16 protein-coding genes and 2 pseudogenes are annotated in these 25,984 nt (G+C 73.3%); 8 read left to right on the forward strand and 10 right to left on the reverse strand.

From position 1 onward, the window contains the following. Positions 1 to 229: 229 nt before the first annotated feature. Positions 230 to 1,241: pseudogene (locus ACFVWU_RS31000) on the reverse strand (helix-turn-helix domain-containing protein); the annotation flags it as partial. A gap of 968 nt (positions 1,242 to 2,209) precedes the next feature. Here ACFVWU_RS31000 and ACFVWU_RS31005 point away from each other — a divergent pair. Then, positions 2,210 to 3,010 carry a GNAT family N-acetyltransferase gene (locus tag ACFVWU_RS31005; protein WP_387627103.1) on the forward strand — a complete coding sequence of 267 codons (801 nt, stop codon included), beginning with the start codon at positions 2,210 to 2,212 and terminating at the stop codon, positions 3,008 to 3,010. A gap of 83 nt (positions 3,011 to 3,093) precedes the next feature. Here the strand turns inward: ACFVWU_RS31005 and ACFVWU_RS31010 are convergent, their stop codons facing one another. Then, positions 3,094 to 4,296: an HAD family hydrolase gene (locus tag ACFVWU_RS31010; RefSeq protein ID WP_387627104.1), complete on the reverse strand. Its 1,203-nt coding sequence runs from the start codon at positions 4,294 to 4,296 to the stop codon at positions 3,094 to 3,096. 434 nt (positions 4,297 to 4,730) lie between these two features. Then, the gene (locus tag ACFVWU_RS31015) at positions 4,731 to 5,117 is read right to left on the reverse strand and encodes a hypothetical protein (RefSeq protein WP_387627106.1); all 387 of its coding nucleotides are present in this window, start codon (positions 5,115 to 5,117) and stop codon (positions 4,731 to 4,733) included. 303 nt (positions 5,118 to 5,420) lie between these two features. Between ACFVWU_RS31015 and ACFVWU_RS31020 the strand changes: the two are divergent. Beyond that, positions 5,421 to 5,873: pseudogene (locus ACFVWU_RS31020) on the forward strand (universal stress protein); the annotation flags it as partial. 213 nt (positions 5,874 to 6,086) lie between these two features. On the opposite strand, the gene ACFVWU_RS31025 reads toward ACFVWU_RS31020, so the two are convergent. The 4 genes from ACFVWU_RS31025 to ACFVWU_RS31040 form a co-directional block, all read right to left on the reverse strand. Continuing rightward, positions 6,087 to 7,277: an acyl-CoA dehydrogenase family protein gene (locus ACFVWU_RS31025; RefSeq protein ID WP_387627108.1), complete on the reverse strand. Its 1,191-nt coding sequence runs from the start codon at positions 7,275 to 7,277 to the stop codon at positions 6,087 to 6,089. A 168-nt stretch (positions 7,278 to 7,445) separates the two neighbouring features. Beyond that, positions 7,446 to 8,441 carry a hydroxymethylglutaryl-CoA lyase gene (locus ACFVWU_RS31030; protein WP_387627110.1) on the reverse strand — a complete coding sequence of 332 codons (996 nt, stop codon included), beginning with the start codon at positions 8,439 to 8,441 and terminating at the stop codon, positions 7,446 to 7,448. Beyond that, on the reverse strand, positions 8,438 to 10,714 hold the full coding sequence (locus ACFVWU_RS31035) for a biotin carboxylase N-terminal domain-containing protein (RefSeq protein ID WP_387627112.1): 2,277 nt from the start codon (positions 10,712 to 10,714) through the stop codon (positions 8,438 to 8,440). Before ACFVWU_RS31035 ends, ACFVWU_RS31030 begins: the two co-directional genes overlap by 4 nt. Positions 10,715 to 10,886: 172 nt before the next feature. Then, entirely contained in the window at positions 10,887 to 12,599 is a 1,713-nt protein-coding gene (locus ACFVWU_RS31040; RefSeq protein WP_387627113.1) for a carboxyl transferase domain-containing protein, read from the reverse strand. Positions 12,600 to 12,733: 134 nt separating this feature from the next. On the opposite strand from ACFVWU_RS31040, the gene ACFVWU_RS31045 reads away from it, so the two are divergent. Together ACFVWU_RS31045 and ACFVWU_RS31050 are read left to right on the forward strand one after the other, a co-directional pair. Beyond that, positions 12,734 to 13,387 (forward strand): TetR/AcrR family transcriptional regulator, encoded by a 654-nt coding sequence (locus ACFVWU_RS31045; RefSeq protein ID WP_387627115.1) that lies wholly within the window; start codon positions 12,734 to 12,736, stop codon positions 13,385 to 13,387. Between the two features lie 387 nt (positions 13,388 to 13,774). After that, complete coding sequence (locus ACFVWU_RS31050; RefSeq protein ID WP_387627117.1) at positions 13,775 to 17,806, forward strand: ABC transporter ATP-binding protein; 4,032 nt, start codon at positions 13,775 to 13,777, stop codon at positions 17,804 to 17,806. An 89-nt stretch (positions 17,807 to 17,895) separates the two neighbouring features. Here ACFVWU_RS31050 and ACFVWU_RS31055 read toward each other — a convergent pair whose 3' ends face one another. Then, the gene (locus tag ACFVWU_RS31055) at positions 17,896 to 18,885 is read right to left on the reverse strand and encodes an ATP-grasp domain-containing protein (protein ID WP_387627119.1); all 990 of its coding nucleotides are present in this window, start codon (positions 18,883 to 18,885) and stop codon (positions 17,896 to 17,898) included. A 165-nt stretch (positions 18,886 to 19,050) separates the two neighbouring features. Between ACFVWU_RS31055 and ACFVWU_RS31060 the strand changes: the two genes are divergently transcribed. Next, a complete protein-coding gene (locus tag ACFVWU_RS31060; protein ID WP_387627121.1) occupies positions 19,051 to 19,584 on the forward strand; it encodes an NUDIX hydrolase in 534 nt (177 codons plus the stop codon). A 23-nt stretch (positions 19,585 to 19,607) separates the two neighbouring features. On the opposite strand, the gene ACFVWU_RS31065 is transcribed toward ACFVWU_RS31060, so the two are convergent. Then, on the reverse strand, positions 19,608 to 20,912 hold the full coding sequence (locus tag ACFVWU_RS31065; RefSeq protein ID WP_387627122.1) for a hypothetical protein: 1,305 nt from the start codon (positions 20,910 to 20,912) through the stop codon (positions 19,608 to 19,610). 126 nt (positions 20,913 to 21,038) lie between these two features. Continuing rightward, the gene (locus ACFVWU_RS31070; protein ID WP_387627123.1) at positions 21,039 to 22,139 is read right to left on the reverse strand and encodes an ABC transporter substrate-binding protein; all 1,101 of its coding nucleotides are present in this window, start codon (positions 22,137 to 22,139) and stop codon (positions 21,039 to 21,041) included. A gap of 363 nt (positions 22,140 to 22,502) precedes the next feature. Between ACFVWU_RS31070 and trpS the strand changes: the two genes are divergently transcribed. The 3 genes from trpS to ACFVWU_RS31085 all read left to right on the forward strand — a co-directional run bounded on the left by trpS (position 22,503) and on the right by ACFVWU_RS31085 (position 25,473). Then, positions 22,503 to 23,549, forward strand: coding sequence for a tryptophan--tRNA ligase (trpS, locus tag ACFVWU_RS31075; RefSeq protein ID WP_387627125.1), 1,047 nt, complete (start codon positions 22,503 to 22,505; stop codon positions 23,547 to 23,549). Between the two features lie 194 nt (positions 23,550 to 23,743). Then, positions 23,744 to 24,694 carry an LD-carboxypeptidase gene (locus ACFVWU_RS31080; protein ID WP_387627127.1) on the forward strand — a complete coding sequence of 317 codons (951 nt, stop codon included), beginning with the start codon at positions 23,744 to 23,746 and terminating at the stop codon, positions 24,692 to 24,694. 104 nt (positions 24,695 to 24,798) lie between these two features. Continuing rightward, on the forward strand, positions 24,799 to 25,473 hold the full coding sequence (locus ACFVWU_RS31085; RefSeq protein WP_387627129.1) for a nucleoside/nucleotide kinase family protein: 675 nt from the start codon (positions 24,799 to 24,801) through the stop codon (positions 25,471 to 25,473). The last annotated feature ends 511 nt before the right edge of the window (positions 25,474 to 25,984 follow it).

Consider the following 25,984-nt stretch of genomic DNA (forward strand, 5'->3'; position numbering starts at 1 on the left):
GCGTGGCCGTGCGTCCCCGGCTGACCGGGACCGACCGGCTGGCCGTGCGTCCCCGCCTGGCCGACCGGCACCTGTGCCCCGGGCCCTGCCGGGAACGGATGGGCCGGCTGGGCACCGGGCGCCGCCCCGCCGAACAGCGCCCCGCCCGCCGCGGTGGCCGCCGGGTGCGGCAGTGCGCCGGGCAGCCGCAGGTCGCCGCCGAGCGCCCCGGCCGGGGCGGGCGACTGCTGCCCGGGCCGACGGGCCCGGTAGCTGGTCCGGTACGCGGCCGGCGAGACCCCGAGCTGACGGCGGAAGTGCCCGCGCAGCGCCACCGGCGAACGGAACCCGCACCGGCGCGCGACGTCGTCCACCGACAGTTCCGAGGTCTCCAGCAGCCGCTGGGCCTGGAGCACCCGTTGGGTGATCAGCCACTGCAGCGGCGCACTGCCGGTGAGCGTGCGGAAACGGCGGTCGAAGGTGCGGCGGCTCATGTACGCGCGGGCGGCCAGCACCTCGACGTCGAACTGCTGGTTGAGGTTCTCCAGCGCCCAGGTGACCACCTCGGCCAGCGGGTCGTTGCCGATTTCCTCCGGTAAAGACTGATCGATGTACTGGGCCTGTCCTCCGCCGCTGCGGCGGCTGGGCACCACCAGCCGGCGGGCCAGCGCGTTGGCCGCCTCGGCGCCGTGGTCGCTGCGCACCACGTGCAGGCACAGGTCGATCCCGGCGGCGGTGCCGGCCGAGGTGAGCACGTCGCCGTCGTCCACGAAGAGCTCGCGCGGGTCGACGTGCACCCGGGGGTAGCGCTTGGCCAGGGTCGGCGCGTACATCCAGTGGGTGGTCGCCGGGCGGCCGTCCAGCAGGCCGGCGGCGGCGAGCACGAAGGCGCCGGTGCACAGGCCGATGATCCGCGCGCCCTCGTGGTGGGCCTTGCGCAGGGCGGTGATCGCCTCGACCGGCGGGGGCTGGGAGATCGAGCGCCAGGCCGGTACGACGATCGTGCCGGCCCGGGCGAGGGCCTCCAGGCCGTACGGCGCGGAGAGGGTCAGGCCGCCGGTGGTCGCGAGCGGGCCCTCCTCCCCGGCGCAGACCAGTAGCCGGTAGCGGGGGACCCCGGCGTCCTGGCGGTCCACGCCGAAGACGGAGAGCGGGATGGAGCTCTCGAAGATCGGGGCGCCGCCGAAGATCAGCACCGCGACGGTCTCCCGGCGGCGTCGGCCGGACAGCTTGCGCGGGGCGCCGGCCGTCAGCGGGCCCACCGGGGAGCCGTTGGCGCCCGGTCCGCCGCCGTGGCCCAGCGGGCCGTGGCCGGGGGCGGTGCCCAGAGCCAAGCCGCCGAGCGGGCCGCCGGCGCCGTTCACGCCGGGGGTCGAGCCGCCGGCGGGGTAGGCCGGGTGGCCGTTGTAGCCGGAGTACTCGCCGGTGAAGGGCTGGGCGGGGCTGCCGTAGGACTGGGGCGGGGTGACGGGGCCTCGGCTGACGGGTTGTCCGCCGTAGGTCGGGTTGCCGCCCTGGGGCGACTGGACCCCGTAGGGGGCCGGTCCGCCGGGGGTGTGGCCGCCGTGCCCGCCGTGGGCTTGGCCGCCGTACGCCGGACCGCCGTGCTCGATCAGGGCGGGGCCGGTGGCGGACGCCGCCGGGGGATAGGAGGAGTGCGAGGCGGGGCCCGAGATGCTCGGGGTGCCGGAGGTACGGGTGGTGGCGGCGGTCGCGGAGGTGCCGGTGCTTCTCGCGGGCCGACCCGCGGTGCCGGTCGGCGCCTGGCCGCTGTCAGGACCCGCGTCGCTCCTGCTCACCCTGCTCAAGGCGCTCAAGCCCCCTCGGTGGTGTGGTGTGGGTGGTGCGGCACTGCTAGCCAAGATCGAAATCTATCGGGTGGACCATTGCCGTTGTGACAAGTTCACCATCCGACGCTATGTCGACATGGCAATTTGGCGTGATGCATTCGATCACGAAGCGTGGCACCCGTCGACCCTTCTGGGAAGAGGGCCCGGGCAACGGTGGCTGGTTGTCGCGGGGCGGTTCCTGGGGCGTCCGGCTTCCGGGCACCCGGCCGGCGGGTCTGGGCTGCGGATTTGCCCAAGGGGGAGGGAGCGGCGCGAAATTGACCGAAAATCGGCGGTGCACGTGAGGGCGCACGTGCGCAGGCCGTGCGCCTCCCAGGCTTCATCCGGCCAGTGCCGGGGCGGCCGAACCGGGGCCGGGGTGGCCGGGCTACGGTCCTGCAATGAACACCAACAGCCGGCTCGAACAGGCCAACGACAATGCAGCCGCCTTCTGGCTCGCCCAAGCCGGCGCGCACGGCTGGCAGTCCCGCGTCCAACCGGGGCTGACGGCGGTCCGCTGTGCGCGCACTCCGGACGACTCGCAACGTTTCGTGGTTACCCGTCCGTATGTCGAACCCGGCGTTGTGGAAAAGGAGTTGGCGGCGCTTCTGGACGAGTGGGAGACCATCCGCTTCACCCTGGAGGACCCGTACGGCGGGCTCGACCTGTCCCGCTTCGGGGCCACCCGGATGCCGATCATGCCGGTGATGGCGCGTGAGCCCGGCCCGGTGGAGGGCGCGCCGACCGAGCTGCCCGACGTCTCTCCGGCGCGCGGCGGTGGCTCCCTGACGGTGGATGAGGCGCTGGACGGCGACACCTTCACGCAGGTCGAGCGGGTCATCGTGGACGGCTTCCCGCTGCCCGCCCGTCAGCCCTGGACCCGCAACGAAGCGCTCCCGGAGCAGCTGCTGCGCCAACCCGGCTGCCGGGCCTGGCTGGGCCGGGTCGACGGCGCCCCGGCGGGTGCCTGCCTCAGCTACGACGACGGCCGGGCCACCGGGGTGTACTGGGTCGCCACCCTGCCTGACCAGCGCGGCCAGGGGGTGGCCCGGGCCGTGCTGCGGACCGCCCTGGCCCACGCGCACCCGGACCGTCCGGCCACCCTGGTCGCCACCTCGGCCGGCGAGCCGCTCTACCGCACCCTCGGGTTCACCGAACTGGCTCCGACCTGCTGGTGGACCCGCACCTCGCTGGGCGGCTGACCAGGGCCTTCGACGTGGGGGCGGTGCGGTGCGGTGTCCGGTTTCGACGGGGCCCTCTGTGCGACCGGAACCCGGCCTCGGCGCTACCGGGCGGCCGCCGCGGCCGTGGCCGTGACCGGCGCCGAGGCGAAGACGGTCTGGGCGGGTGCGACGCCGTCGACCGCCGCGCGAGTGCCATCGACCGCCGTGCGAAGGGGCGTTGGGCGCACCATCGGAGCGGCCCGACCGCCCTCCGCGCCCGGTTCCACCCCGGCGCTCGGCCCCGCGCCCGCCCCGATCCTCGGCTCCGCCTGCACTCCTGCGCCCAGGCGGCCGTCGGCGATCACGGCAAACTCACCTGATCGGTTTCGGACACCGGCCCCTGCTCCGGCGCCCGAGGTACCAACCGTCCCGGCGTTCACGGCAACGGGCGCACTCGGGCCCTCCGGGGCGGTCCCCGTCGGGCGTGCGCCGGATCGCGCGCCGAGCAGCGCCGTCGCGCGCGCCGGGCCCCGCGCAGCGGCCCCGACGGCCTGCCGGCGCATCGGCCCGCCGACCTGGACGCCCGACCGGGCCTCCGAGCGGACGTCTGCTCGGGTGTCCGAGCGGACGTTCGGCCGGGTGTCCGAGCGGGCCGAGGGCGCGTTGCGCGCCGTCAGCACGAGACCGACGGCCTCCGGCAGACCGGCCGCCTTCAGCGTCGGCCGGTAGCCGCTCTCCGCCCACGGCCGGTCGTGGTGCAGCCAGACGCTGCGCAGTCCGGCCAGTTCGGCGCCGGCGATGTCGGCGGGCGCGTGGTCCCCGACCATCCAGGTGTGCGCCGTCCAGTCCCCGGTCGGCCGGACGCCGCACCGCTGGGCGGCTATCTCGAAGATCAGCGGATCCGGCTTGACGCAGTCGGCCTCCTCCGAGATCACCCAGCCGTCGACCAGCGGCCCCAGCCCGGTCCGCCGGATCTTCTCCAACTGCGGCCGGGTGCCGCCGTTGGAGACGATCCCGAGCGTCCACCCCGCCGCCCGTGCCGCCCGCAGGGCCTCGATGTTCCGGGGCGGACAGTGGATGTGCGAGTTGATGCCGCGTCGGAAGTGCGCGAGCAGGAACTCGACGGAGGCGTCCAAGCCGTAGCGGCGCCGGACGGCGGACAGTACGGTGCTGCGCGGCACGTAGCCGCCCCCGTCGAGGGTCACGAACCAGTCGAGGTCGCCGGGCGGCAGGTGGTGTTCGGACAGGAAGTCCTGCGCCCAGGCCCGGAAGGCGGCGTCCCGGGGTAGCAGCGTGTTGTCGAGGTCGAACAGGAGCAGGGCCATGTCGAGCATGGTGCCAGCGCCCGCGCCTATGCACTTGGCAAATGCCAGACCGCGTCGCGAAGCCGTACGAAGTGGCCGAAACGGGCCTGGCACGTGATGGACGGAGGGCGTCCGGACGGGCCGACGGGGCCGGTTTGGGCTCCCGGGGCGTAACGGTTCGCGACATCCCGCAACGGATCGTCGCCAATCCATGACAGTCCGGTCACGGTGTCCGGTGGGCCTGTTGCGCCTTCCGGTCCGCTCAGTCAAGCTCCAGGGAACCTCCTTTCCGGAGGGGCGCGATCGCCTGCGGGCAGGGCGCACTGTTTCGGCGTGCGCATCCCCCTTTCGCGGGAACAACATCGTTCCAGGGCTTCGCCGCTGGGCTGGGCCCCATGCCCGTCGTACTCTGAAAGGAACAGGTCACATACGGTGCTGCTCGGCGTAGACCGACGTCATCCCGTTGGCGGGCCTGCCGCCCGGGCAGCGTTGTCCTCTCCTGTCGGCCCCTCTCCCTTGAAGAGCCGTGAGCCATGGCTGTTTCTGAGCCTTCCCGACCGGTCGAACCCGATGTGCCCCGCAGTGCGGGCGCAGGGCGCGGGGGAGACGGCGCCCGCACGAACCTCGACCCGGCCGACGGACGCCGAGACGAGCGCGCCGAAGGAGGCTCGGACGGGCACGCCGAAGGGCGCCTCGAAGGGGGCCTGGGCGAGGGCTTGGGCGAGGGTGCCGAAGACCATGGCGATGACGGTGTCGGTGGCCGCGCCGAGGGGCCTGCTGGCCCGTATGCCGAGCGCGCCGAGCATGCCGAGCGCGCTGAGCCGGCTGAGTCCGCCGGCCACCTGCCGAGCGACGCCCGGGACGCTTCGGACGCCCCGGACCGCGTTCCGGCCGATGCATCCGGCGATGAAGTCCGGCCCGCAGTCGCGAGCGCTGAGCGGGGTGAACACCGAGGCCTCGCGCGCGCTCTGCGCAGCCTCACCCGCCGTGGCAGCCTCGCCCGGCGCGACCGTCCAGGGCCCCGCCAGCGCCGTGGCGAGCCCGCGCCCGGTCCTGCGGAGCCCCCGATGACGGGCCGCCCCGGCCCGGGCGCCGAGCGTCCGGAGACGGTTCCCGGCGCCACCGGCGGGCACACCGAGCCGTCGGCGCAGGAAGCGCCCGGACGCTCCCTGGACCCGGTGTTCCAGCACGGTGTCGTGGTCGGTTTCGACGGCTCGCTGTCGAGCGAGCGGGCCCTCGCCTACGCGGTCGGCATGGCCCGCCGATCGCAGTGCGGCCTGGTGATCGTGCATGTCGCCAACCGCCTGCCAGCCACGGTCTGGGCAGGCTGCGAGCCGCCCGTCTTCGTCGATCTCCCCGACCACCGGACCGAGGTCCTCGGCCTGGAACTCGCCTGCGCGGACTTCCTCACCGGGGTGCCGTGGATCCTGATCGAGCGGGGCGGTGACATCTGCCACGAGATCGAGGAGGTCGGCCGCGAGTATGCCGCCGACGCGATCGTCGTCGGCACGACGCACGGCCTGCTCGGCAAGCTCTTCGGCTCGGTCTCCGGACGGCTGGCGCGGCGGGCCAACCGACCGGTGATCGTGATCCCTTGAGGACTTCCCGAGGAGCCCTGCGGAGTCCCTACGGGCCCCCGCGCGGACTCTCGAGCGGACTCTCGCGGACGTTCTCCCCGGCTCGCCTTCGCGAGCCGTCGCCTGATGCCCCCTGATGCCTCCTCCACCGTCGGCCGCCCCTCAACACCAGTTGCGGAGCGGTGCGTTGGCCCGGTGGACTCGGCTCAGGAGGTGACCATCAGGAAGTGATCGTCACGACGTGACGCCGAGCTCCCGGGCGATGAGCATGCGCTGAACCTCGGACGTGCCCTCCCCGATCTCGAGAATCTTGCAGTCGCGCCAGAAGCGGGCGACCGGGAATTCGTTCATGAAGCCGTACCCGCCGTGGATCTGGGTCGCCTCGCGGGCGTTGTCGACGGCGGCCTCGGACGAGTACAGCTTCGCGATCGCGGCCTCCTTCTTGAACGGTTCGCCGTGCAGCAGCCGGGAGGCGGCGTCCCGCCAGGCCAGACGGGAGGTGTGGGCGCGCAGCTCCATGTCGGCAAGCTTGAACTGGATGGCCTGGTTGGCGCCGATCGGCCGGCCGAAGGCCCGGCGCTCGCCGGCGTACTTGACGGACTCGTCCACGCACCCCTGGGCCAGGCCGGTGGCCAGGGCCGCGATCGCGATGCGGCCCTCGTCGAGGATCCGCAGGAACTGGGCGTAGCCTCGGCCACGCTCGCCCAGCAGGTTGGCCGCGGGGACGCGGCAGTCGGTAAAGGACAGTTCGCGGGTGTCGGATGCGTTCCACCCGACCTTCGAGTACTTCTTCGAGACCTGGAACCCCGGGGTCCCGGTGGGCACGATGATGGAGGAGATCTCCCGTACAGGCGAGCGGAATTCGCCCTCTTCACTCGAACGAGCGATCGGTTCGGTGAGCGCGGTGACGGTGACCAGTCCGGTGATGTCGGTGCCGGAGTTGGTGATGAAGCACTTGGTCCCGTTGATGACCCACTCGTCGGTGGTCTCGTCGTACCGCGCGGTCGTGCGGGTGGCGCCGGCGTCCGACCCGCCCTCCGGCTCGGTGAGGCCGAAGGCGCCGAGGAGTTCGCCGGAGGTCAGTCGGGGCAGCCACTCGCGCTTCTGCTCCTCGGTGCCGAACCGGTAGATCGGCATCGCGCCGAGCGAGACGGCGGCCTCCAGGGTGATCGCGACCGAGGAGTCGACGCGGGCGAGTTCCTCCAGCGCGAGGCCGAGCGCGAAGTAGTCGCCGCCCATGCCGCCGTACTCCTCCGGGAAGGGCAGGCCGAACAGGCCCATCCGCCCCATCTCCCGGACGATCTCGTAGGGGAACTCCTCCCGCTCGTAGAACTCGCCGATCTTCGGCGCCACCACGTCCTGGGCGAACTCGGCGACGGTGCGCCGCAGTTCCTCGTACTCGCTGCTGAGCCGGTGGTCGAGCATCTGATCCTCCTGGTGCCCGGCCGGGGTGGCCGCGGGCGTGAACGGGATGACCGCCGCCCGCCTGATGGTGTGACGGTCGCACGGTGTGGTTGAGGGATGAACGTGGTTCGTGGGGGCGCCGGCCGGGCCGAACGGGCGGCCGGCGCCCGTCGATCGGGCCGGAGCGGGTCAGCCCCGGGCGGTGCCGATCAGCGCCTGGACGGTGCGGGACGGGCTCGGGCGGCCGAGGCGTTCGGCCATCCAGCCGCTGGTCGCGACCAGCGCGCGCAGGTCGACGCCGGTCCGGATGCCGAGTCCGTGCAGCATCCACACCAGGTCCTCGGTGGCCAGGTTGCCGGTGGCGCTCTTCGCGTACGGGCAGCCGCCCAGGCCGCCGGCCGAGGCGTCCACCGTGGTGACGCCCTCGCGCAGCGCCGCCAGGGTGTTGCTGAGCGCCTGGCCGTAGGTGTCGTGGAAGTGCACGGCGAGCCGGTCGGCCGTCACGCCGGCCTTCGCGAAGCCGGTCAGCAGGGCGCCGACCTGGCCGGGGGTGGCCACGCCGATGGTGTCGCCGAGGCTCAGCTCCGCGCAGCCCATCTCCAGCAGCTGCACGCCGTAGCGGACCACCTGCTCGACCGGGACGGGCCCCTCCCAGGGATCGCCGAAGCACATCGAGAGGTAGCCGCGGACCGCGGCCCCGGCCTCGGCGGCCCCGGTCACGACCGGGCGGAACATCGCCATGGCCTCGTCCGCCGAGCGGTTGAGGTTGCGCCGGGCGAAGGTCTCGGTGGCGCTGGCGAAGACCGCGATGTCGGTGGCGTGGTGGGCGAGCGCCCGGTCGAGGCCGCGTTCGTTGGGCACCAGCACCGGCAGCCGCAGGCCGGGGTGACGCTCCGGCAGGTCGGCGAGCCGGGGCATCAGCTCCTCGGCGTCGGCGAGCTGGGGTACCCATTTCGGGTGAACGAAGCTGGTGGCCTCGACGGTCCGCAGCCCCGCGGCCGCGAGCCGGGCGATGAACTCCGCCTTGACCTCGACGGGCACCAGCGAGCTCTCGTTCTGCAGGCCGTCGCGCGGGCCGACCTCGTGGATCCGGACCTCCTCGGGCAGGCCGGGGGCCCGGACCGGGTCGGGCAGGCCCAGGTCGAGGGCGTCGGGGTCGTGGGCGATGGGCTCCTGGGTGGTCACGACAGCACCTCCGCGGGCTCGGCGGCCTCCTCGGCCGGGGTGACCACGACCAGCAGGTCCTCCATCGCGACGGTGGCGCCGGCGGCGGCCCGCAGCTCGGCCACCACGCCGTCGTGCGGGGCGGCGATCACGTGTTCCATCTTCATGGCCTCCAGCACGAGCAGGGGCTGGCCCTTGCGGACGGTCTCGCCCGCCGTGGTCTTCACGACGGTGACGGTGCCGGGCATCGGGGCGGTCAGGGCGCCGTGGTGCGCGCCGGCCCCGGCGGCGCTCTCGACGGCCGGGTCGTAGGCGTGCAGCGGCCAGGCGTCGCCCTCGATGCCGAGCCAGGTCACCGGTCCGGCTGCCAGGCCGGGGGTGGTGTCGGTGGCCAGCGCGAAGGCGGTCTGCAGGCCGTCGACGGTCAGGTGCAGCCGGTCGCCGGCCAGGGTGGCGCGGGCGCGGTGGACCGGCCCGGCGTCGAGCCGGAGCTCCACCTCGCGGGTGAGCCCGGCGGAATTGTCAGTGGCGTCGGCTACGTTGCCCGCAGTGATCGAACGGATGCTCACCGACACCGGGTCCTGGCCGGGGGTACGGAGTCGGTGGGTGGTCCAGGCGGGGGCGCCGCCCAGGCGCCAGCCTGAGGGAAGGGAGAACGGGTCGGTCCAGCCGCCGGGGTCGGCGGTCGGGGTGAGTTCCAGGTGCCGTGCCAGCGCGGCCGCGTAGTAGAGGAGGTGGGCCGGTGACGGCGGTTCGGTCGCCGGGGTGTCGGTTCCGTCCGCGGGGCGGGCGGCGTCCGTGGCCCCGGCCGTGGCGGTCGTGTTCGACGGGACCGCGTTCGACGGGGAGTACGGCGCGGCCAGCAGGGCCGGCTGCTGCTGGGCCGTCTGTTCCACCAGGCCGGTGTCCAGTCGGCCGGCGACGACGTCGGGGTGGGCGAGCAGTCGGCGCAGGAAGCCGGTGTTGGTGGTGACACCCAGGATGCGGGTGTCGGCCAGCGCGGCGCGGAGTCGGCGCAGCGCGGTCGGGCGGTCGGGCCCGTACGCGATGACCTTGGCGAGCATGGGGTCGTAGGCGCTGGCGACGACGGTTCCGGGGGCGACCCCGGAGTCGACGCGGATGCCCTCGCCCCGGGGCTCCTCCAGGGTGAGGATGCGGCCGCCAGTGGGCAGGAAGTCGCGCTCCGGGTCCTCGGCGCAGATCCGGGCCTCGATGGCGTGGCCCAGGAAGGAGATGTCGGACTGGGTGAAAGCGAGCGGTTCGCCGGCGGCGACGCGCAGCTGCCACTCGACCAGGTCGAGTCGGGCTGAGTCCGGGCCGACGGCGACGGCGAGTTCGGTGACGGGGTGTTCCACCTGGAGACGGGTGTTCATCTCCATGAAGAAGAAGTCCCGCACCCCCTCGGCGGCGGAGGCGGAGGCGGGGGCGGCGGGGTCGATGCCGGGGACGATGAACTCCACGGTGCCGGCCCCGGTGTAGCCGCAGGACTCCGCGGCGCGGACGGCCGCTGCGCCCATCGCGGCGCGGGTCTCGGCATTGAGGAGAACGGAGGGAGCCTCTTCGATCAGCTTCTGGTGGCGGCGCTGCAGGCTGCACTCGCGCTCGCCGAGGTGGACGGTGGCGCCGCGGGCGTCGGCCAGCACCTGCACCTCGATGTGGCGCGGCCGGTCGATCCAGCGCTCCAGCAGCAGGGTGTCGTCGCCGAACGCGGTGCGGGCGACGCGGCGGGCAGCGGCGATCTCGGTGGGCAGGTCGGCGCGGTCCCGCACCAGGCGCATGCCCTTGCCGCCGCCGCCGGCGGAGGGCTTGAGCAGCACGGGGTAGCCGATCTCGTCGGCGGCTGCGACGAGTTCCTCGTCGGTGGGCGCGGTGGCCTGGCTGCCGGGGACCACCGGGACACCGGCGGCCCGCACGGCCTCCTTGGCGTTGATCTTGTCACCCATCAGCTCGACCGCACCGGGAGGCGGTCCGATGAAGACGAGGCCCGCGTCGGCGCAGGCGCGGGCGAAGCCGGGGTTCTCGGCGAGGAAGCCGTAGCCGGGGTGGACGGCCTGGGCGCCGGTGCGGCGGGCGGCGGCGAGGATCTGGTCGGTCCGCAGGTAGGTCTCGGCGGCCGAGCTGTCGCTGCGGTCGACCGGGCCGAGGCGGACCGCGACGTCGGCCTCGCGGACGTGCGGGGCGTCGGCGTCCGCGTCGCTGAACACGGCGACCGAGCGGACACCGAGCCGCCGCAGGGTGCGGATCACCCGCAGGGCGATCTCGCCGCGGTTGGCGACCAGAACTGTGTCGAACATGGGAGGCGATCCTCCGGGTCGAGGGGAGCCGTACGAAGGAGGTGGCGGTGGGCAGTGGGGGCGCCGGCCCGGAGGGGTGGGCCGGCGCCGTGGGAGTCACACCCGGAAGAGCGGGGTCACATCGGGAGGCGCATCACGAGGGTCACACCACGAAGGGGCGCGGTGCGAGGCGTCACATGCGGAAGACGCCGTACGGCGCGGGCGGTGCCAGCGGGGCGTTGGCGCAGGCGGTGAGGGCGAGGCCGACGGCGGTGCGGGTGTCCATCGGGTCGATCACACCGTCGTCCCAGAGTCGGGCGGTGGCGTAGTAGGCGTTGCCCTGGCGCTCGTACTGCTCGCGGACGGGGCGCTTGAACTCCTCCTCCGCCTCGGCCGGCCACTCCTCGCCGTGCGCCTCCAACTGGTCGCGGCGGACGGTGGCGAGGACGGAGGCCGCCTGCTCGCCGCCCATCACGGAGATCTTGGCGCCCGGCCACATCCACAGGAAGCGAGGTGAGTACGCCCGGCCGCACATCGAGTAGTTGCCGGCTCCGTACGAGCCGCCGATCACCACGGTCAGCTTCGGGACGCGGGTGCAGGCGACGGCGTTGACCATCTTGGCGCCGTGCTTGGCGATGCCGCCCGCCTCGTACTGCCGGCCGACCATGAAGCCGGTGATGTTCTGCAGGAAAAGGAGGGGGATGCCGCGCTGGTCGCACAACTCGATGAAGTGGGCGCCCTTGAGTGCCGACTCGGAGAACAGCACGCCGTTGTTGGCGACGATGCCGACGGGGTGGCCGTGGATCCGGGCGAAACCGGTGACCAGGGTCGCGCCGTACTCGGCCTTGAACTCGGCGAAGCGGCTGCCGTCGACCAGCCGGGCGATCACCTCGCGCACGTCGTAGGGCGTGCGCGGGTCGACCGGGACGGCCCCGTACAGGCCCGCCGGGTCGACGGCCGGCGGCTCGACCGGAGTGAGCGGCCACGGCTTGGCCGCGCGCGGGCCGAGCCCGGACACGATGGTGCGGACGATGGAGAGGGCGTGGGCGTCGTCCTCGGCCAGGTGGTCCGTCACGCCCGAGGTGCGGGAGTGGAGGTCGCCGCCGCCCAGTTCCTCGGCGGTGACCACCTCGCCGGTGGCGGCCTTCACCAGCGGCGGCCCGCCCAGGAAGATCGTGCCCTGGTTGCGGACGATCACGGCTTGGTCGCTCATCGCCGGGACGTACGCGCCGCCGGCCGTGCAGGAGCCGAGCACGGCGGCGATCTGCGGGATGCCCGCAGCGGAGAGCCGGGCCTGGTTGTAGAAGATCCGGCCGAAGTGGTCGCGGTCCGGGAAGACCTCGTCCTGCATCGGGAGGAAGGCGCCGCCGGAGTCCACCAGGTACACGCAGGGGAGCCGGTTCTCCAGCGCGACCTCCTGGGCGCGCAGGTGCTTCTTCACCGTCATCGGGTAGTAGGTGCCGCCCTTGACGGTGGCGTCGTTGGCGACGACCACCACCTCGCGTCCGGCGACCCGGCCGATGCCGGCGATCACTCCGGCCGCGGGCGCGGCCCCGTCGTACATCCCGTCGGCGGCCAGCGGGGCCAGCTCCAGGAAGGGCGAGGCCGGGTCGAGCAGGGTGTCCACCCGGTCGCGCGGGAGGAGCTTGCCGCGTGCCGTGTGCCGGGCGCGGGCCTTGGCGCCGCCGCCCAGGGCCGCCGCGTCGAGCTTGGCGCGCAGTTCGGCGACCAGTGCCTGGTGCGCCTCGGTGTTGGCTCGGTAGGCCGCGGAGCCCGGGTCGACGGAGGTGCCGAGCCGGGGAGCCGGAGCGGCGGCTCCCGGCGATACGGCACCCGGTGCCGCCGACGTGCCGTTCGCCGCGCTGAGCCGGACGCCGGAGGGGGCGCCGGTGGTTGAGATGACCATTCCCAAGAGCTCCCTTGCCCTCGGCAGCAGGTGGGCGGTCCGGATGCCGGTGCGCCCGTGGTTCCCACGTTAATTAACGTTAACTTACGCGCCCAGGTTAACGGTCGATAACCCGACTGTCTACGATGGGCAGCATGCCGAACGTCCCCGCAACCTCCGCGCTCCCACGCCGCGACCAGATCCGCCGGGAGGCCGCGCGGCTGTTCGCCGCCCGCGGCTTCCTCGGCGTGGGCGTGGACGAGATCGGCAAGGCCGTCGGCATCAGCGGCCCCGGGCTCTACCGCCACTTCGCCGGCAAGGACGCGATGCTCGCCGATCTGCTGATCGGCATCAGCGAGCGCCTGCTGGGGGAGGGGCGGCGACGGGCGGGCGGCGGCGACGGCCCGTCCGCCGCGCTGGACGCGCTGATCAGCGGCCACGTCGACTTCGCCCTGAACGACCGCGACTTGATCACCCTGCACGACCGCGAGCTGCTGAACCTCAAGGAGGAGGACCGCCGCACCGTTCGGCGGCTGCAGCGCGGCTACGTCGAGCTGTGGGTGGACGTGGTCCGACAGGCCTACCCGCCGCTCGCCGGCCCTGGCGCCGAGCCGGTGGCGCGGGCCGCCGTGCACGCGGTCTTCGGTCTGATCAACTCGACCCCGCACAGCCTCGGCCCGAACCCGGCCCAGGGTGAGCGCGTCGGCCTGCAGCGCGACGGCATGGCCGCGCTGCTGCACACCCTCGCCCATGGAGCCTTCGCGGCTGCCGCCGACTCGGCGGCTGCCGACGCGTCCGGGCGGGCCTGATGCCCGGACGGGCCTGACGCCCGAGCGCCCCGGCGCCCGAGTATCCCGGCGTCCGAGCGCTTCGGTGTCCGAGCGCTCTGGCGTCGGAGCGCTCCGGCCTCCGGGGCCCAGCTGCCGAAGCGCACCGCCCGTCCCCGGCCCTAGGTCCAAAGGACGGCGCCCGCCCGCCCCCGGGTCGCTGGGCGCCCGTCGGGCCGTCGGCGACCCTGGAGGGGCGACGGACTCACGAACAGCAACTGTGTTCGATCGGGAATCAGTGCAGGCCGCAGGCTGTTGCCCAGTCCGCCGGACCGGACGATCCGGGCCGCCCTGGCGCCCACTCCGACCACCCCGCGCGGCCGGAAATGCCATGGCGGCCACCCGACGAAATGGTTAGCATCCCTAAATATGCCCGAGACTCACGGATCCACGGTGGAGCAATCCCCGAGCGGCCCGGCGGCCCCCGAGCCGCCCACGGACACGCTCGTCGAGCAGCAGCCCGAGCCGCACCCCGACGCGCCCGCCGAGACAAGCGGCTGGCTGCGCCGACTGATCGGCTACAGCTGGCGGTCCCGGAGCAGCCTGCTGCTCGCCTTCGGCGCCTCGCTCGTCGGCATGGCCGTCACCGCGCTGGTGCCGCTGGTCACCAAGCTGATCATCGATGACGTCATCGTCGCCCACACCCGCTCGCTGACCCCGTGGGCGGTGGTGCTGCTGCTCGCCGCCGTCGTGGTCTTCGGCTGCACCCAGGTCCGTCGCTACTACGGCGGTCAGCTCGCCCTCGATGTCCAGCACGACATGCGCAGCGACCTGTTCCGCTCACTCGGTCGGCTCGACGGCCACCGCCAGGACCGCCTGGACACCGGCCAGGTGGTCGGGCGCGCGACCTCCGACCTCCAGCTGATCAACGGCCTGCTCTCGATGCTGCCGATGATGACCGGCTACCTGCTGATGTTCGTGATGTCGCTGGCCGTGATGCTCTGGCTGTCAGCGCCGCTCACCCTGATCGCCCTGGTCATGGCCCCCGCGCTGTGGTGGGTCAGCGTGCTCAGCCGCAAGCGCCTGTTCCCCGCCACCTGGGCCGCCCAGCAGGAGGCGGCCGCCGTCGCAGGCGTGGTGGACGGCGCGATAGGCGGCGTCCGGGTGGTCAAGGGCTTCGGCCAGGAGGCGCAGGAGCGGGACAAGCTGGAGCAGGCCTCCCACAACCTGTTCGCCGCCCGGCTCCGGTCGATACGCCTCAACGCCCGCTACAACCCGGCGATGCAGGCGATCCCGGCCCTCGCCCAGGTCGCGGTGCTGGCCTTCGGCGGTTGGCTCGCCGTCGACGGACAGGTCTCGCTCGGAACCTTCGTCGCCTTCTCCACCTACGTCGCGCAGATGACCGGCCCGGTGCGGATGCTGACCATGGTCATCACGGTCGGCCAGCAGGCCCGGGCGGGCGTCGAGCGCGTCCTCCAGCTGATCGACGAGCGCCCGCTGGTCCGGGAGCGCCCGGACGCTCTCACCCTGGACCTCACCCGCGACAGCACCCCGGACAGCAGCCCCGACCGGACCGGAAAGGACGGGGCCCGAAAGGACGGGACGCGGAAGGACGGGGCCCGAAAGGACGGGACGCGGAAGGCCGGCAACCAGGAGACCGGATCCCCGACCGGCACCACCGTCGGCCCGCGCACCCCCGAGGTCGCCCTGGAGTTCGACCAGGTCGAATTCCGCTACGACCCCGAGCACCCCGCCCCCGTGCTGCACGGCCTCAGCCTGCAGCTGGCCCCCGGCGAGACCCTCGCCCTGGTCGGCGCCTCCGGCTCCGGCAAGTCGACGGTGGCCCAGCTGGTGCCCCGCTTCTACGACCCGGCCGCGGGCGCCGTCCGCCTCTACGGCCACGACCTGCGCGACCTCACCCTGGACTCGGTCCGCGCGGCGGTCGGCATCGTCCCCGAGGAGAGCTTCCTCTTCTCGGAGTCGGTCCGCACCAACATCGCATACGGCCGCCCGGACGCCACCGACGAGCAGATCGTCGCCGCCGCCCGCGCCGCCCAGGCCGACGAGTTCGTGCGCGCGCTGCCGGACGGCTACGAGACCAAGGTCGGCGAGCAGGGCCTGACCCTCTCCGGCGGCCAGCGCCAGCGCATCGCCCTGGCCCGGGCGATCCTCACGGACCCCCGGATCCTGCTGCTGGACGACGCCACCTCGGCGGTGGACCCGCAGGTCGAGGCCGAGATCCACGATGCGCTGCGCTCGGTGATGGCCGGCCGCACCACCCTGCTGATCGCCCACCGCCGCTCGACCCTCCAGCTCGCCGACCGGATCGCCGTCCTGGACCGCGGCCGACTGCTGGACATCGGTACCCCCGAGGAACTCGAAGCCCGATGTCCCCGGTACCGGGCCCTGATCACCGACCCCGAGGCCGGCCGCACCCCCCAGCCCGCGCCCCTGCCCCAGCTCGAACCCCAGCCCGACCACGCCGACCACGCCGACCACGCCGAACAGGACGGCCGGAACGGGCAGGACGGCCAGAGCAGCCCGGCCGAGCAGCCCCCCGCGCCCGTGGCCGCCGCCACCCCCGCCCTGGCCAAGGCGGCCCGCACCGCCGACCCCGACCTGATGGCCAAGGTCGCCGCCCTCCCGCCGGCCGCCGACACCCCCGCCGTCCCCCGCGCCGAGGCAGAGGCCGGCGACCCCGACTTCACCCTCGGCCGCATGTTGCGCCCCTTCCGCGCCCCGCTGGCCCTGGCCTTCCTGCTGGTCGCCCTGGACGCGGCCGCCGGTCTGGTGCTGCCGGTGCTGATCCGGCACGGTATCGACGAGGGCGTCCGCAAGGGCCTGATGGCCGGCGTCGCGGTGGCCTCGATCACCGCGCTGGTCGTGGTCCTGCTGGACTGGGTGGTGCAGAGCGCCGAGAACCGGGTCAGCGGCCGCACCGGCGAGCGCGTGCTCTACACCCTTCGGCTCAAGATCTTCGCCCACCTCAACCGGCTCGGCCTGGACTACTACGAGCGCGAGCTGACCGGCCGGATCATGACCCGGATGACCACCGACCTGGACTCGCTGACGTCCTTCCTGCAGACCGGCATGGTCACCGCCGTGGTCAGCCTGCTGACCTTCGCCGGGATCTTCGTCGCCCTGCTGATCATCGACGCCGGCCTGGCCCTGGTGGTCTTCGCCGTGCTGCCGCTGCTGGTGATCGCCACCCTGGTGTTCCGCAAGAAGTCCAAGGACCAGTACGAGCGCTCCCGCGACCTGATCAGCACGGTCAACGCCGACCTGCAGGAGAACGTGGCCGGCATGCGGATCGTCCAGGCCTTCCGTCGGCTGGACACCAACACCGACCGTTTCGTGGCCCGGGGCATCGCCTACCGCGAGGCCAGGGTCCGCGCGCAGTTCTACATCTCGTTGTACTTCCCGTTCGTCCAGTTCCTCTCCAGCGTGGCCGCCGCCCTGGTGCTGATCGTCGGCGCCGCCCGGGTCGACGCCGGGACGCTGACGGTCGGCGCGCTGGTCGCGTACCTGCTCTACATCGACCTGTTCTTCGCCCCGGTCAACCAGCTGTCCCAGGTGTTCGACGGCTACCAGCAGGCCTCGGTGGGCCTCGGTCGGATCCGCGAACTGCTGCGCACCCCGACCACCACCGCCGAGGCCGCCGACCCGGTCCCGGTGCCCAAGGGGCTGCGCGGCGAGATCTCCTTCGAGGGCGTCGGTTTCGCCTACAACGGCGGCGCGGACGGTGCCCCGGAGGTGCTGAGCGACGTGGACCTGCACGTGCCCGCCGGTCAGACGGTGGCGCTGGTCGGTGAGACCGGTGCCGGCAAGTCGACGCTGGTCAAGCTGGTCGCCCGGTTCTACGACGCGACGGCCGGCACCGTCCGGGTGGACGGTGTCGACCTCACCCGCTACGACCTGGCGCAGTACCGCCATCGGCTGGGCGTGGTGCCGCAGGAGGCGTACCTGTTCGCGGGCACGGTCCGCGAGGCGATCGCTTACGGCCGGCCGGACGCCTCGGCAGCCGAGGTGGAGGCGGCGGCTCGGGCAGTCGGCGCGCACGACATGATCGTCCGGCTCTCGGGCGGCTACGACCACGAGGTCGCGGGCCGTGGGCGGAACCTTTCGGCGGGCCAGCGCCAGCTGATCGCCCTGGCCCGGGCCGAACTGGTCGACCCGGACATCCTGCTGCTGGACGAGGCCACCGCGGCGCTCGACCTGGCCACCGAGGCGGTGGTCAATCAGGCCGCCGACCGGCTCAGCGGCGGTCGCACCACCCTGGTCATCGCGCACCGCCTGACCACCGCCGAGCGTGCCGACCGGGTGGTCGTGCTGGACCACGGCCGGGTGGTCGAGGACGGCACCCACACCGAACTGCTCGCCCGGGGCGGCGCGTACGCCCGGCTCTGGCAGGCGTTCATCGCGGACGGCCACCCGGCGGCCGAGGCGGTCGCCGCCGGATAGGCCGTCGGGCCTCGACCGGAAGCCGCCCGGCCCCGAAGCAGTTCGAACCGAAAGCAGTTCGAAGCGAAAGCCGTCCGACGGTGAAGCCGTCAGGCAGCGATCAGTGAGGCCAGCAGCCCCGAGGCGTCGATCCCGCGCGGCAGGTCGCTGACCTGCCCGTCCCCGACCTCGACCACCCGCCAGCCGGAGCCGTCGGCCCGGCTGGCGAGGTCGGTGGTGACGAAACGGCAGCCGAGTCTGCGCACCAGCGCGGGGACGTCGGTCAGGTCGGGCTCGACCTCCTGGTGCGGGGCGTCCGGGTGCGGCCCGACCAGGATCGGCCGACCGTCCAGCCACCACACCCGGGCCTCCACGGCCCGCCGGTCCGCACCGTCCGGTCCACCGTCCGCACCGTCCGGTCCACCGTCCGCGCGGTCAGGTCCACCGTTCGTGCGGTCCGACCCGCCGTCCGCCTGGCCCGCCCTGCCGCCCGCGTGCTCGAACTCCTCGTACCGCCGCAGCACCACCCCGCCGGTCAGGAACTCGCCCTGCAGTTCGACGAACCGTCCGACCACCCGGCCGACGGCCGCCAGGTCGGCCAGCTCCGGCACGTAGCAGGCCTCGTGCCATTCGTGCTTGCGCGACTTCACATAGTCCTTGACGATCGCCGGTCCGCTCCCGCCGAGCCGGGCCGCGGCCGCCGCCAGTTCCTCCGGTCCGGGCGCCGCCGTCCCGGCGGTCGGGATCCAGACGCTGGGCGGGGTCGCCCCCTCGAACGCGCCGTACCAGCCGGGCAGTTCGTGTGCCGCCGCGTAACCGGGCGCGCTGGTCAGCGGGTTGCCGCCGCGGGCGGTGAGTGCGCCGGCGAACTCGGCGTACCGGGCGGAGGGGAGCATCCAACCCCGGTACCAGAGCGGGCCGCTGTCGTGGGGCACTCGCCGGACCGCCTCCTCGGCGTGCCCGGCGAGCAGCGCGTCGTGGTCGACCAGATGGTGCTGGCCGCCCAACTCCCGCAGCATCCTGGCCTCCCAGGTGAAGTGTGGGTCGGGCCGGCGCGGGTTGAGCGGATCGGCGGGGAAGAGGATCGCGGGTACGGACATGGCGGCCAGAGTACGGCCGGCGGGCCCGCCCCGGCGCGCGCCTCGGCGCCCGCCCCTGCGCCGATCGGTGCCCGATCGGCGCAGGGCGTGGTCCAGCGGTTCACGTGCGGGGCCAGGCCGGTGAATCCGCTCGACGCCCTGGTCGAGCGCTGTCAGAGTGTCCCGATGCGAAATCTGCTGCGACCCCGTAAACGCGTTCCCCGGCAGGCCGCCCGGACGGTGGTGCTGGACGAGACCGGCTCGGTGTTCCTGCTCCGTTCGGACAACGACGAGGTCGGCGTCCACTGGACCATGCCGGGCGGTGGACTGGAACGGGGCGAGAGCCCGTTGGTCGGTGCCCGGCGAGAGCTGTGGGAGGAGACCGGCTGGACCGACCTCGAACCCGGACCATTGCTCTGCACCTGGGAGCACGACTTCACCTGGCACGGCACCCCGGTCCGCCAGCACGAGCACATCTACCTCACCAGCGGACCGCACCGCGGCCCGGTCGGCGACGTCAGCGCGGTGCACGCCGAGGACCGGATCCTCGGCTGGCGCTGGTGGACCCCGGCCGACCTCGCCGACGAGAACGCCGACGCGCTCTGGCCGCCCCGGCTCCCGGAGTTGCTGGAGACGGTCCGCGCGGGCTGGGCGGTCGACGGACTCCCTCCGGTACCCGTCGACCTCGGCTACGTCCCGAACGCCCCGGTCGCCCGGTAGCCCGGCCAGACTGACGGGCGCCGCTACCCGCGCCCGCCGCGCCGACCCCGCCCGGCGGCCGGGCCGGACTCCCAGCCGTGCAGGTCCAGCTCCCGGTCGTGCAGGGCCCAGGGGCTCATCATCACCGTCAGCTGGGCGTCGGCCAGTTGTTCGACGGTGAGCCCGGTCTCGGCGAGCAGCTGCTCGGTCGACACCGAGACGGCGATGGCGGGGCGCCAGGAGGGCAGCACGATCAGGCTGGTGCCGCGTCCGATCCGGATCGGCTCCGCCGCCGCCCGGACCGGCGTCCGTTCCTCCGCGCGGCCGACGGCGTCGGGCTGGCCCGGGCTGCCGCCGATCAGGATGCCGAGCGGGGGTTCGGTCCGGGACTCCCCGGCCCCTGCCCCTGCCCCGGTTCCAGTCCGGGCTCCGGACGAAGCCTTGAAGGAAGCGTCGGACGAAGCCTTGAAGGAAGCGTCGGACGAAGCCTTGAAGGAAGCGTCGAACGAAGCCCCGGACGGAACTCCGAACGCGCCCTCCGCCGCAGCGGCCGGGAGCGCGTGATCGGCCACCGCCCCCGTTGCACCGGTCAGTTCACCTACCCACCCCGCACCGCGCGGCTCGGCGCCCGCCGGGTAGGTCGCGGCCGTCTCCCGTGCGGCCGCCTCCTGCCCGGTCCGGTCGGCCTGCGGGTGCATCCGGCGCAGTCGGCGCGAGGGCGACGGCCGGCGGGAGCCGAAGCTCCGTAGCTCCTCGCGGGCCGAACGCGGGGCGGGCGCGGGCCGGTTGGCCTCCGCGGGCGTCGCCGGCTGTTGGAGCCGTACGAACCCCGGCCCGGTGTCGCCCGCAGGGGCGTCCTGCTCTGTGGGGTCGTCCCCGGCCTCCTCGCCGAGCAGTGCCCGCACCTCCTCGACGGGCCGTCGGCAGGCGGCCGCCAGTTCGGTCAGCGAGCGCCCCTCGGCGCGCGCGGCTCGCAGCCGGTCGGCGAAGGCGGCCCGCAGCCGCGCCGTCGTCGGATCGCCTTCCGCCGCGGCCGGGGCGGCGGTCGCGGCGAGGTACGCCTCGGTGTCCTCCGCGGTGCGCGGCCGCGGCACCGAGTCGTGGCGGGCGGCGCAGCTCTGCCGGGTCGCGCCGGCCGGGGCCACGCCGCCCTCGGCCGCCGTGGCGATCGAGCAGATCAGCGTGGAATGCGCGTCCGGTAGGGACGTTGCGGCCGGGGCTGCCGGGGCGGCCGGGGCCGTCGCGACGGCCGTGCCGGTCGGTACGGCGGCCGGAAGTGAGGAGCCGGCGCCGTCCGCGGGCGGGCCGGGCAGGGCGGGGTCGGTGGCGGCGGGATGGTGCGAGGTCATCGGCGGGCCCTTCAGGGGACGGTCTTGACGATCCTCCCGCACCGCGCGACCAGCTCCAAGCGCCAATCCCGGGCGTGTGCGCGCGACCACCGAGAGATCACCGCCACCCCTACCGGGCGTATCGGCTCAACTGCCGGGCGCGACGAAGCCCTTGAGGTCGGCGAGTACCGCGTTCGCCGCCGTGACGCCGAGCCCGAGGAACCAGGTCTCGTCCGAAACCGGCCGGGCCTGACCGGACTTGACCGCGCCGAGGGTCTTCCAGAGCGCGCCGCCGAGCACCGCGTCCTGGTTGGTCGAGCTGGGGCTGCCGTACACGCCGTAGACGATCCAGTCGGCGTCGGCCTTGTCGATCTGCTCCGGGCTGACCTCCACCGCGAGTTCCTTGACCTGCTCGATCTTCGGCTGCGGCAGCGGAACGTCGGTCAGGATGGTGCCGATGAAGGACAGCTCGGCGTAGAGCCTGGTGCGGCCCGGCATGAAGCGCAGCGGAGTGATGGTGGGCCGCTTGTCGCCGAGCTCGGCGCCGATCGCGGCGGCGGCCGCCCGGTACGCGTCGAGCTGCGCCCTGGCCTCGGCCTCCAGGCCGAACGGGCTGGCGTTGAGCAGGAAGTTCTGCTTCCAGGGGTAGCCGGGGCGCAGTGAGAAGACGGTCGGTGCGATCTTGGACAGCTGTGCGTACTGGTCCTGGGCGCGTAGCTGGCTGCCGAGGATCAGATCGGGCTTGAGCGCGGCGATCGCCTCCAGGTTGAGACTGTTGATGGTGCCGACGGCGGCGGGGTTGCCGGCCTTGTCCTTGAGGTAGGGCGGCAGGGACTTGGAGGCGTCGGTGTGGACGACGCCGACCGGCTGGATGCCGAGCGAGACGACGTTGTCCAGCTCGCCGGTGTCCAGCACCACGACCCGGGTGGGCTTGGCCGGGATGACGGTCTCGCCCATCGCGTGCTTGACGGTGCGCGGGTAGACGCCGGGGGCGGCGTCGGTGCCGAAGCCCGTCATCTTCTCGATCACGGTGGCGTAGTCGTCGCCGCCCTGCTTGACCGACTTCTGGTCCGGCGACGAGCCGCCGCCCGGGCGCGTGCCGCTGCCGCCGGTCCCGCCCGATCCGCCGCAGGCGGCGAGCAGCCCGTCGAGGCCGAGCACGACGGCGCCGGCGACCCCGACGGTGAGGAAGCGGCGGCGAGTGGGGGTGCGGGGGACGAGGGTCGGGCCGTCGGAGTCGGGGGCCACGCGACGCTCCTTCACGGGTCGGGACAGGTCGATCATGGTTAGGTGAGGCAAACCTATCCCGCCGCTCGCCGTGACCCCGGTAGGGGGAGCTTGTCGGGGAGTCAAAAGTCATCGTGTCGGCAAAGACCGGTGCCGTCGGGGGCGAGGGCTGATACCGGCAAAGGCCGGTGCCGCCGACGAAGTGCCGCTATCGTTGAACGCATGAAGCGCTTCACGGGCCTGTGCTGGTGGCCGTCCTAGGACGGCCACCTCATTCGCCTGACCAGGGCCGTCCGGGATGGACGGCCCTGCTGCGTTTCCCCCGCGGGACGGGCCCCTCGCCCCGGACGGCCGACACCACCGCCGTACCGAGGGAGAATCCCGATGACCACCGCCACCGTCGTGTCCGACCTGACCGCCTCGGACCCGATCGCCGACCCGGCCGCCCACCGCGTCCTCACCGGTGACCGCCCCACCGGCCCGCTCCACCTCGGCCACTACTTCGGCACCCTGCAGAACCGCGTCCGCCTCCAGGACCGGGGCGTCGAGATGTTCGTGCTGGTCGCCGACTACCAGGTCATCACCGACCGGGACCTCGCCGACCGGCTCGCCGAGCACACCGAGAACCTCGTCCTCGACTACCTCGCGGCCGGCCTCGACCCCGACTGCGCCACGATCTTCGCGCACAGCGCCGTCCCCGCCCTCAACCAGCTGCTGCTGCCCTTCCTCAGCTTGGTCAGCGTCGCCGAACTGAGCCGCAACCCCACCGTCAAGGACGAGATCGCCCACTCCAGCCAGGCAGCCGTCAACGGACTGATGTTCACCTATCCCGTCCACCAGGCCGCCGACATCCTGTTCTGCAAAGCCGACCTCGTCCCGGTCGGCCAGGACCAGCTGCCCCACCTCGAAGTCGCCCGCACCGTCGCCCGCCGTTTCAACGAGCGTTACCCGCACGCCGACGGCAGCGCCGTCTTCCCCCGGCCCAAGGCGCTGCTCTCCGACGCTCCGATGCTGCTCGGCACCGACGGCGGCAAGATGAGCAAGAGCCGAGGCAACGCCGTCCCCCTCGGCGCCACCGAGGACGAGACCGCCCGGATCATCCGCGGTGCCAAGACCGACGCCGAACGCCGCATCGGCTACGACCCGGCGAACCGCCCCGAGGTGTCCGGCCTGGTCCTGCTCGCCGCACTCTGCCAGGAACGTGCCCCCGAGGCGATCGCCGAGGAGATCGGTGACGGCGGCGCCGCCGCGCTCAAGCGCACCGTCATCGAGTCGGTCAACGAGTACTTCCGCCCGCTGCGTGCCCGCCGCGCCGAACTCGCCGCCGACCGCGGCCACCTGCGGCAGGTCCTGCGCGACGGCGCGGCGCGGGCCAACGCCATCGCCGACGCCACCCTCGCCGAGGTGCGGGAGGTGATGGGGGCGATCTGAAGAGCCCTCAGTCGACCGGTCCGGGGCTGCCCGACCCGAGGAGCCCCGACCCGGGTGGTTCCCGACCTGCGGAGTCCTCGGGCCGTCGACCGGTGGACATCGGCCGGTCGAGGCGGGGGCATATCGTCACCGGGCGGCCTCGACCTCACCCGAGGCCGCCCGCAGCCCCACTCCTTCCCCGAAAGGCCCGGCCCATGGACCAGAACCCGACCACTCCCGGTCAGGGACTGACCCGCCCGCCGCACCTGCGCGCCGGCGACCACATCGCCGTCGTCGCCCCCAGCGGCCCGATCGACCCCGCGCGACTCACCGCCGGCTGCGAGATCCTCCGCTCCTGGGGCCTGCGCGTCACCGTCGCCCCGCACGTCCTCGACACCCACCCCGCCCTCGGCTACCTCGCCGGTACGGACGCGGACCGCGCCGCCGACCTCCAGGGCGCCTGGCTCGACCCCACCGTCGACGCCGTCATCTGCGCCCGCGGCGGCTACGGCGTCCACCGCATCGTCGACCTGATCGACTGGACCGCGATGCGCGCGGCGCGACCCAAGCCCTTCATCGGCTTCAGCGACGTCAGCTCCCTGCACGAGGCCTTCGCCCAGCGCCTCGGCCTCGCCACCCTGTACGGGCCGTTGGCCTCCGCCGCCTCCTTCGTGGACGACGGCCCCACCGCCGAACACCTGCGTCGGACCCTCTTCGACCCCGCCTCCACCGCCGTCCTCACCTCGTCCACCGCCACCGCGCTCGTCCCCGGCCGAGCCCGCGGCGTCACCGCCGGAGGATGCGTCCACGTCCTCGCCGCCGAGCGCGGCACGCCCGCCGCCCGCCCCTCCTATGCGGGCAGCATCCTGATCCTCGAAGACGTGAACGAGCACCCGTACCAGCTCGACCGCCTGCTCACCCAGTTCCTCCGCTCCGGCGCCCTCGACGGCGTGGCCGGCATAGCCCTCGGCTCCTGGGAGGGCTGCGGACGTCCCGAACGCGTACGGGACGTGATGCTCGACCGCCTCGGCGGCCTCGGCGTGCCGGTGATCTGGGAACTGGGCTTCGGCCACTGCCCGTCCACCCTCACCGTCCCGCTCGGGGTCCCCGCACTGCTGGACGCCGACGCCGGCACCCTCACGCTGGATCTGCCGGCCCTGTCCTGAACCGTCCTCCCCCAGCGGTCCTCCCCTTGGCCGTCCTCTCCTCACCCGTCCATCGCGTCTCCTCACCCGTCCATCGCGCCCGGACGGGTGAGTAAGGTGCGGCCATGAACGAGGACCGCCTCACCGCCCTTGCCCTCGGATTTCTCCGCGGCCCGGGCAGTAACGCCCGCACGATCCTCGGACTTGCCGGTCCGCCCGGCGCCGGCAAGTCCACGCTGGCGCGCCACCTGGTCGCCGAGGTCGAACGCGTAGAAGGCCCCGGCACCGCGGCGTACGTCCCGCTCGACGGCTTCCACCTCTCCGCCGCCCAGCTCGACCGCCTCGGCCTGACCCACCGCAAGGGCGCCCCGGCCACCTTCGACGCCCACGGTTACCTCGCCCTGTTGCGCCGCATCGCTGCCGACCGCTTCCAGGACATCTACGTCCCCGACTTCGACCGCACCCTGGACGAGCCGGTCGCCGCCCGCCACATCGTGCGTCCGCACACCCGCCTGGTCATCACCGAGGGCAACTACCTAGCCTCCGCCGACACCCCCTGGCCGGATGCCCGCCGACTGCTGCGGGAGCTCTGGTACGTCCACACCGACGACGCCGTCCGCGAGGAGCGACTGCTGCGCCGCCACCGCGACGGCGGCCGGGACGAGGCCACCGCCCGCCAGTGGGTCGCGGGCAACGACCATCCCAATGGCGAGTACGTGAAGCCGGGCCGTGTGCTCTGCACCCGGACCGTCCCTGGGACCGGTTTGCCTGAGGCGCCCGAGAGGGGTAGTGTTCTCTAGTCGCTCGGCAGGGAGCACCGGACACGCATTTGCGCGGACGGTCCCGGGGCGACCAATCCTCTGAAACACCACTTCCGGTTCGTGCCGGTCGTTTTCGCGTTCTCGCGGTGCGGCTCGGTGCTTATTCGGCGTGCACGTTTTATCGGATTGCGGTCGATTCGCTTTTCGGAGCGGGGATCGGCTAGAGTTTGAAACGTCGGACGGGGCGTCAAGCCCCAGGAGACACCGGCGAGTTGGATGAAGGAAGCCCCGGAAACGGAGCGGAAAACATCTGATAAGCTGGAAACACGAAAGAAAGAAGCGCCCGGAGGGCCCGCTGGAAGGCGGTCCGAAGGAAGCGTCCGTTCCTTGAGAACTCAACAGCGTGCCAAAAGTCAACGCCAGATATGTTGACATCCCCGGCCTCAGGGTTTCCTGGGGTTGGAGATTCCTTTTGAAATAACACTAGCGAGGACGCAGTGCGCGGGGCCGCCCTATTCCGGTGGTTGCCGTGCCGCTCAACGCGGGTGTG

Source organism: Kitasatospora sp. NPDC058190 (assembly GCF_042883685.1).
GTDB lineage: Bacteria > Actinomycetota > Actinomycetes > Streptomycetales > Streptomycetaceae > Kitasatospora.